Source organism: Desulfosporosinus sp. BICA1-9 (assembly GCF_000802135.1).
This window is the reverse complement of the sequence record NZ_JUEE01000122.1, coordinates 1-8477: the sequence shown is the minus strand read 5'-3', so window position 1 is coordinate 8477 and position 8477 is coordinate 1. Positions and strand designations below refer to the sequence as shown.

Here is an 8477-nt window from a genome sequence, read left to right as displayed (position 1 = left end):
AATTATGCGCTGAACCAGTGGCCGTATTTTGAAAACATTCTTTTAGATGGCCGCCTAGAGTCGACAAACAATTTGGTGGAACGAAGTATACGTCCGTTTACAATCGGCCGCAAAAATTGGGTCACCATGAAAACGGATCGCGGTGCCCACGACAGTTCAATGGTATACAGCATCATTCTGACTGCGCTGGCAAATAACCTGAAGGTTTATGACTATCTGGTCTATTTATTGAAACAGATGCCGAATACCGATTTCGACCAGCGCCCAGAACTGATTGAAAAATTTGTTCCTTGGTCAAAAGAGCTTCCGGCAAACTGCTACAAAACTAATAAATAGCGAATTCGTGTCCAACCTTTGGGTTGGGCTTTTTCTTTACTCAAGTGCTTAGGTTTTGACAATTACTTAAAAAGGACAGAGACTAGCGCACAAAGAGATGCCGGCAGCGGCAGCGGCATCTCTTTGGTATTCTCAAGGCACGTTGGCGTTACCCAGTTATTTAACCTATATGCGAAAGCTCTTGAGGAATCGTTTGAGCATAATGAAGGCTACACCTCGGTAGATAACCTTTTATCAAATGGAAATTACATGCGAATTATTACATTTCTGTACACCGTGGAGTTTCCGCCAAACAGCACCTAAATGTCCAAGATTTCGCTGTCTTGTACTGATGTTATGTGCTTTTGTATTCTCTCCATCAAATACGGTTTAAGTTCTATTTCCTGTGTCGAGATTCGATAGGTAAATAAATCGGTTTTTCCCTCAAGAGAGCCATCCAAAAAACCGTTTACCTCTAGATTGATATCCTCACCTAAAACAAAAATTTCTAATAGCTCCGGTTCATAGCACCATGCAGCAATTTTTGTTTGCTGATCGTTACGTTCATAACGGTTAAATCCGTTTGTAAGTACTTTAGTTTTTTCTTTGTCAAACGTAAAATCAATGGCACAGTTTATTCTTTGATTATTGAGAGGGATAACTTCAATAAGATAGAGCTTGCCCGTTTTCTTTCCTCCGATGCTTTCCGCCTGATAAGCCTTATTCGTTAGGGTGCTAACAATACGCTCAAAATCGAAGCTTGTATTATTGTCTTCCTGTAAGGGATCCCCATAGCTGTTGACCACATCTCCCAAATACACTTCATATGGGAGAACGCTTCCATCGGTGGCGATGACAATATCCTCCGCTTTTAAGCTATCTAAACTTCCCACAAACGGGAATGCCATCTGTACCGACTGCATCTCATTTGTCGGGTTCCTCATTTTATAAGCTGCATTAACCCTGCCTCTGATCGAATAGTGAGAATTATCACCATCAGCGAAATCAAACACAAGGGTTTCATTTTCCACTGCAATTGGAGAGTGTTCATCAACTGACATCACATCCGATGACGGATAGCCCTGCCAAAATACAGGTCCAGAATTAGCAAAGGCAGCAAGGGGAAAAGATAATAAAAACACAACCGCTATTATGCTTGTTATAAGTCTCCTCACTATGTCATCTCCTTGTTATTTAAGCACGATCAGATCAGGTGGTGCGGAACTGTTCACATACTGAATAGTGCCATCCCATGCCTAGCACTTTTTCAATAAATATTCTTGCGATTTTAGGATCGAACTGTGTTCCCGAGTTTTTTCTTATTTCTATACAGGCTTCTTCTTCACTCATTGCCTTTCGATATGGTCGTTCACTGGTCATAGCGTCGTAGCTGTCAGCAATAGCAATAATCCTTGCTATCCTTGGAATGTCTTCTCCTTTTAATCCTTTTGGATAACCTGTACCAGCCCATTTTTCATGGTGTGCTAATATACAATCTGCTAATTCTAAAAAGTCATAAGATGTGCTTAGTATTCTATATCCAATATCGGGATGTCGCTTTATTTCTTCCCACTCCTGTTCTGTAAGTTTCCCAGGTTTATTAAGTATACTATCGTCGATTGCAATTTTCCCTATATCATGAAGTAAGCCCACTGCTTTGAGTATACTTTGTTCAATTTCTGAGAAGTCCATAGCTTTTCCTATATTCTGACATATTTCACTTACTCTTTTAGAATGTTGTTCTTCTCTTGGACTCTTTTCATGCAGAGTATTAATTATTGTGTTTATTGTATTACTCCTTATCCCTTGATTTTCAATAGTTTTATGTTTGTACATAAGATCTTCAGCACTTTTTAATACTTTTAGTATGTCTTCATTAGCTTTGCTTTTTGTACTCCACCCAAATGAGACACTGACACTTAAAGAGTTAACATACTCACCTGAATATGATTTTTTTATCCTATTGATGACTCTTTCTATATCTTCTGCTTTAGTCTTTGTCATAAGAATGACAAATTCATCTCCACCCCAGCGGGCAACTATTTCATCCTTTCTACATGAATTTTGAATTGCTGCAGCTGCTTTCTGTAAAAGTTCATCCCCTTTTTCATGGCCAAAGGCATCATTTACAAGCTTCAACCCATTAACATCCCCCATAATTATTGAAATGGGAAGATTTCTTTCAGTATCAAATTTTATCATTACTTCTTCAAAGAATCTTCTATTATAAAGGCTTGTTAATTTATCATGATAGCTTAAATATATAATCTCTTCTTTTCTTTTCATAAATTCTATTGCATTTTTAACCTTTAAAGGTAACGATATTTTCATTGCTTCTTGAGTAAAAGGCTTAGAAAAATAGTCATAAGCTCCAAGGGTTAGAGCTTTTTCTATAGCTTGTTTATCTTCAATACCTGTACACACAATGACAGGTATATCCATTAAATCAGGATTGTTTTTCATCTCTTCTAATATCTGATATCCATTCTTATGAGGCATCACAATGTCTAAAATACACATTTGAATATTGTTTAACACAAGCTTTTGATAAATATTTCGCCCATCTTCAGACTCGAACACACTAATACCGCCAAGTCTCTCTTTAAGGATCTGCGAGATAATTTTTCTATCGATAGGAGAATCATCAACAATCATTACATTCCCTGTGATCATTTGGGCATCCTCCTTTTCTTTTTTCTTTCAAAACCTTTAACGACCTCTCTATCTCCTCCAATAATCTGCCAAGAATTTCACTATTGGAAGTTTTTATACCTTCTTCCATCTCCAAGGCGTACTTGGCTATTTCTTTAGCCTTTACATTACCAGCCGAGCCTTTTAATTGATGTATGAGAATACCAGCTTCATCATAGTTATTTTTGGCAATATGTTCTTTGATTTCCCAAATCAGTCTGTCAGTATGTTCACAAAAAATAGTTAATATATCATTACAGGTTTCCTTATCAAAACCTGACTCTTCCATGAGAGTAAGCACGGTATCAGAAAAACAAATGTTACCCTCTATTTCGTTGTTCTCATTATCTGTAGCTTTTCCATGCTTTTGAAGCATCTTCATCAAATTTACAAGACTAAACGGCTTGCTTATGTAATCATCCATTCCTGCCTTCAAGCATTTTTCCTCGTCACCTTGCATGGCATAGGCAGTCATGGCTATAATCACCGTATGTTTTCTACTCCCTTCTGCTTCACGAATCTGTCTTGTCGCATTATAACCATCCATCACCGGCATCTGACAGTCCATGAAAATCATATTATAGTTTTTATCAACACATGCCCTTACAGCTTCTTCGCCGTCTATCGCTATGTCGCAACTTAAGCCCTTCTTCTTTAACAGTTTGATGAATAATATCCTGTTAATCTCATTATCTTCAACAAGTAATATTTTTAGTTTGTTATTATAATTAGATTCCTGCGCAGTATGCCTTGTAACAAAAACACTTTTGTTAGCTGTCTCAAAAATGGGTGCCTCTGTATTTACAGTTTTATTCAGAGTGACTGTGAAATTGAAGATAGTCCCTTTGCCTTTTTCACTTACTACGCTAATTTCTCCATTCATCATTTCCACTAAACTCTTACATATTGCAAGCCCCAGTCCCGTACCTCCATATTTTCTTGTAGAAGATGAATCCGCCTGTGTAAATGGTTTAAAAAGCTTTCTCATTTCCTCCTCGGTCATACCTATGCCCGTATCTTTTACTGTAAATAATAGTTCGATAGCAACATCGGTTTCCTTATTTAAGCTGACTTCTATGAATACTTCACCTTTATCAGTGAATTTCAAGGCATTACTTATCAGATTTCTAATGACCTGCCTTAATTTTGTCGGATCGCCCATGACAAATTGAGGAATGCCTGACCCGATCAGCATATTGAGTTCAAGACTTTGGCTTGCTTTAGCAGAAAAAGGAATCACAGTTGTTTCTATAGTTGAACGTATATCAAAAGGAATCTGCTCAAGTTCCAGTTTGCCTGCCTCTATTTTTGATATGTCAAGAATATCATTGATAACTGCCAGCAAAGTGTCTGTGGAACTCTTTATAGTATAAATGAATTCTACCTGTTCTTTATTTAGTGCTGTATTCTCAAGAAGCTGTAAAAATCCTAAAATCCCATTCATGGGCGTCCTAATTTCATGGCTCATACTTGCAAGAAATTGACTCTTTGCTCTGTTTGCTGCTTCTGCCTGTTCTTTTGCTTTTATTATTTCATTTCGTGCCAGCTTACGCTCTGTAATGTCGGTAAAGGTTACTACAGCACCAACAACTTCTCCATCACGATACTGGGGATAAGAATAATAATTGGCCGGAAAACTGGTGCCATCAGCACGCCATAGTACCTCATCCTCCACATGAGTGCCTTCCCCTTTAATGAATGCATTGAAGACTTTACATTCTTCAATGGGGAGAGTCGTCCCATCTGAATGCATATAATGGATCTGCCTATGCATGTTTTTTCCTATCAACGCCTCTTGATGATTATACCCAAGTATGCGGAGGCAACTAGCGTTACAGAAGGTACAATTCCCATTCAAATCAATTCCATATATTGCTTCGGCAGTAGAATCCATAAGAAGGCGTATATCACCTTCGCTTCTCTTTAGCGCAACGTTAGTGCTTTCTAATTCCTTTGTCCTCTCTTTTACCTTTTCTTCAAGAGTGTTTATAAGCATATATAATTCTTCTGCCATTATATTAAAGGCATTGGCTAGTTTCCCGATTTCGTCATTTCTAAAAACCCTGGCTCTCTGTACAAGGTCTCCTTTTGAAAATTTTTCTGTAGTAGTTATTAAATTATAAATAGGCCTTAGAATTATTTTTGTGCTCTTTATATATATTATGATTGATATTATAAGTGCTAAAATTATATAAAGTAGTGCAACCGTAATACTTTTTGTGATTTCAGCTGTTAACTGACTTTCAGGAATAGCTGTTATAATTATCCAATCTAAACCGTCTTTATTATAATCAGTGAAACTTATATGAAACTTATCATCCTTCGTTTTTACAATATAATCATTTCCCAAATTTTTTTTATAGTTTAGATAGGCCTCTTTGATATGTTCGTTGCCGATTTCTTCAACTGTAAGTTTATTTATTGTTGTATCTCCAGACCTTTCAAAATTTGGTATTCCAAGTGAATTTGCAACGATTACTCCCGAACTCTTTTCAATAATATAAGCTATAGCCATCTTGTCTTTTGTAATCTCTTCCAAATAACTGTTTATTTTTGAAAGCGTAAAATGTGTTCCCAATACACCCATAAGGACACCTTCTTTATTATAAATTGGATGAGATGCTGTAATAGCTAAATCATTCATTACAAAATGTTCGTAGATAGGAGAAAATATTGGTTTCACATGTTCTTTGGCAATTATGTACCAATCTCTTGTACGAGGATCAAATTTTCCTAATCGTTCCACAACTTCCCCTGAAGTCAAATCCTTTGTTATGGAATAATAGGTAGATTTCCCATCTGTTTCAGCATCACTTTTCATAATCTCTATCTCATTTTTAGTATTTCTGCGTGCTCCGTAATACTCGCCATTTTCAGTACCATAGCTGAAACTATACACATCTTCGTTATTTGATTTCATAACTCCAGCGAAAAAGACTTCACGTTCCTTTCTATCGTTAATATCCACAATTTCATTTTCGATTGAATTGTGGTTTACTTCATTTATGTATAGAGGAACACTGATGAAGGTTTCTATTTTATTAAAAATATCTATATTAGCATCATTTTCCATTTTTGTAATAATATTATCAGATGATAGTTTCCAATTTGAAAATACTGTAAAACATATTACACTAACTGTAGATATCATAAGCACAATAAATGAAATAATTAGTATAAAACTCATTGGTATTCTATTTTTATCCATTTTTACCTCCGCAATTAATTTTTTGTACATTTTAGTAAAAAAGTGTAAAGGATATTTCAAATATCTATGGAATTTTTAATAACAAGAATAATTAAGCTTTTTTGTTTAATGGGAGGAAAAAATGCAATACAAAAATAAAAATGACAGTGACAAATTTTTACTTGAACTTAGAGATTTCAGGCATAATGCATTAAATATAATGCATGGCATTAATGGCTATATAGAATTAGAAGACTGGGAAGGGTTAAAAAAGTACTTTTATGAGATGCTGGAAAGTATTAAGCCTATCGATACAAGTCTTTCTACGATTGAAAAAATAGAAAATTCACTACTTAAGAGACTTCTATCTGCAAAATTCAAAGCCGCTGTCAATATAGGCATTGATTTCAAATTAATAACTGATCTAATCATATTACCAGAAAACGATCTTATAAGTGACATTGATTTATTTCAAGTTATTGGTCTATCTTTAGATAAAGCAATAGATGCTGCATCAGAAGCTAACATCAAAAAAGTTTCCATATACTTTTTGAGAAGTGGCGATTCTACAACCATTATTATTGAAAATACGTTTAAAGAAAAACCCAATATGCCTATAATAGATGGAGTGTCCTCCACGCTGTCTAAATATCCTGGTATACTCTACAATACTTTCGTACAACATCAGGTATTTGTCCAGGAGCTTCAAATAATAAAATGAAATTAGTAGGTGATTGATATGTCTCTAAATTTCGTATTAATAGATGATCAAAAATCGGTTCTTGAAAGTACATGTAAGCGTATTAAAAAATTTATAACAGAAAACCATATAGATGCTAATATTTCTTTATCTACAACCATCCCGCAGGATGTGTTGAATTATTCAAGTGAGAAATTTGAACAAATGAATGTATATATATTGGACATTAATTTTAAAAGTGAGATCAATGGAATAACGCTTGGTCGAGCTATCAGAGACAGGGAGCCTAATGCATATATAATATTTTTGACCGCTTATATACAGTTTTCTATGATGGTCTTTAAATATAAACTAAAAGTGTTTGATTTCTTAGTCAAACCAGTATCTTATTTAGATCTTTCAGACTGCCTTAAGGCTCTAGTAAAAGAGTATTCAAGAATACAATATTTGCATTTACCTGCGGAGCGCAGTTTTATAAGTATAAAGTCTGGTTATCGAGAATATCGTATATCTCTTAACAATATTATTTATATTGAATCTTTCGGCCCTAAACTTGCAATACATACAGTTAATGGGCAAGTTGAATATTATGGCACTCTAAAAGAAATTGAGAAATCAATTAAAGAAATGACAGACACTTTTTACCGGGCTCACAAATCTTTTTTAATCAATACCCGACATATTAAGGAAGTAAATATGAAAGAACAAGCAGTTACTATGTCAACAGGTGACAAGTGCCTAATGTCCAGGAATAAAAAGAATTTTTTAAAGGAGTTTGATCTTCTTAATAATCTAAACTTTTTCACATAGCTCATTTTGCCTCAATAGTCATTGATCACCTTTTTACACATATTCACTACTCTGTTATGCTTGTTTAATAAACAGTCAAGTTGTTGACTTATATATATTATTTCGGGATCTGTAAGGCTTCCTTTAACCAAGATTGTGTTATTTAACAAACTTCTGACTTCTTCTATATTCTCTTGCAATTCCTTTAACGTTTCCATACAGATTCACCTCTTCAAAGTACTTTTAGCAGTAGAATCATATATGAATTTTACTAAATAAAAAATACATATTCTACAATTATCTTATAAAATGCAGTTACAACCATATAAAATGTATCAATTACAATATATAACACTTTTATACTGAATAAAATTGCGAAAAATTTTTCGAAAAAGATTCCTATACAAGGATTTTGTCTTCTAATGTGCGGAATATGAGTTGTAATCTACATCTTTAGCTGAACGAGTAACTCTGCTAGATAACATGGGAATTGGCATATGACAACAAATAAAACAAAGCTAAGCAGCTTACCCATAGAATAGGGTAAGCTGCTTAGCTTTGTTTTCGAGTTTTACTTCGATGGCTCTGGCTTAAAACTAGGTAAGCGCTTAATAAACCGGTGCATGGTCAACATGCTTTATCTATGAGAAACTATCTCCATAACACAAAGGAATGGAGGTATTCGAATGGACAAACAAGAACGTAAGGCGCTGGTGGCCGAATGTAGGACCAGCGGGATGACTGCAAAAGCGTGGTGTAAAGTTAAAGACATCAATTATCACAGCTATCTTTCTT

The 8477-nt window shown here is 34.9% G+C and carries 7 protein-coding genes; 3 read left to right on the top strand and 4 right to left on the bottom strand.

Features of this window, described 5'->3' with window-relative positions; translation table 11 throughout:
* Window positions 1-336 (top strand): transposase (locus tag JL57_RS14710; RefSeq protein ID WP_034142782.1); only part of this gene is annotated, 336 nt, incomplete at its 5' end.
* A 299-nt stretch (window positions 337-635) separates the two neighbouring features.
* Here JL57_RS14710 and JL57_RS14705 read toward each other — a convergent pair.
* From JL57_RS14705 to JL57_RS34520, 3 genes are read right to left on the bottom strand one after another with little or no spacing between them, the layout of a single operon-like run.
* A complete protein-coding gene (locus JL57_RS14705) occupies window positions 636-1490 on the bottom strand; it encodes a hypothetical protein (RefSeq protein ID WP_291300120.1) in 855 nt (284 codons plus the stop codon).
* Between the two features lie 34 nt (window positions 1491-1524).
* Complete coding sequence (locus JL57_RS14700; RefSeq protein ID WP_366557031.1) at window positions 1525-2988, bottom strand: diguanylate cyclase; 1464 nt, start codon at window positions 2986-2988, stop codon at window positions 1525-1527.
* Entirely contained in the window at window positions 2960-6214 is a 3255-nt protein-coding gene (locus tag JL57_RS34520) for an ATP-binding protein (RefSeq protein WP_045691264.1), read from the bottom strand. Before JL57_RS34520 ends, JL57_RS14700 begins: the two co-directional genes overlap by 29 nt.
* A gap of 121 nt (window positions 6215-6335) precedes the next feature.
* Here JL57_RS34520 and JL57_RS14685 point away from each other — a divergent pair, with 121 nt between their 5' ends.
* Both JL57_RS14685 and JL57_RS14680 read left to right on the top strand, forming a co-directional pair.
* Window positions 6336-6914: a GHKL domain-containing protein gene (locus JL57_RS14685; RefSeq protein WP_034142781.1), complete on the top strand. Its 579-nt coding sequence runs from the start codon at window positions 6336-6338 to the stop codon at window positions 6912-6914.
* An 18-nt stretch (window positions 6915-6932) separates the two neighbouring features.
* Window positions 6933-7703 carry a LytTR family DNA-binding domain-containing protein gene (locus JL57_RS14680; protein WP_034142780.1) on the top strand — a complete coding sequence of 257 codons (771 nt, stop codon included), beginning with the start codon at window positions 6933-6935 and terminating at the stop codon, window positions 7701-7703.
* A gap of 11 nt (window positions 7704-7714) precedes the next feature.
* Here the strand turns inward: JL57_RS14680 and JL57_RS36435 are convergent, their stop codons facing one another.
* The gene (locus tag JL57_RS36435; protein WP_034142779.1) at window positions 7715-7900 is read right to left on the bottom strand and encodes an aspartyl-phosphate phosphatase Spo0E family protein; all 186 of its coding nucleotides are present in this window, start codon (window positions 7898-7900) and stop codon (window positions 7715-7717) included.
* Between the last annotated feature and the right edge of the window lie 577 nt (window positions 7901-8477).

Coding starts and splice junctions, on each gene's coding strand:
- JL57_RS14680 (WP_034142780.1), top strand. CDS start 6,933: ATGTCTCTAAATTTCGTATTAATAGATGATCAAAAATCGGTTCTTGAA.
- JL57_RS14685 (WP_034142781.1), top strand. CDS start 6,336: ATGCAATACAAAAATAAAAATGACAGTGACAAATTTTTACTTGAACTT.
- JL57_RS34520 (WP_045691264.1), bottom strand. CDS start 6,214: ATGGATAAAAATAGAATACCAATGAGTTTTATACTAATTATTTCATTT.
- JL57_RS14700 (WP_366557031.1), bottom strand. CDS start 2,988: ATGATCACAGGGAATGTAATGATTGTTGATGATTCTCCTATCGATAGA.
- JL57_RS36435 (WP_034142779.1), bottom strand. CDS start 7,900: ATGGAAACGTTAAAGGAATTGCAAGAGAATATAGAAGAAGTCAGAAGT.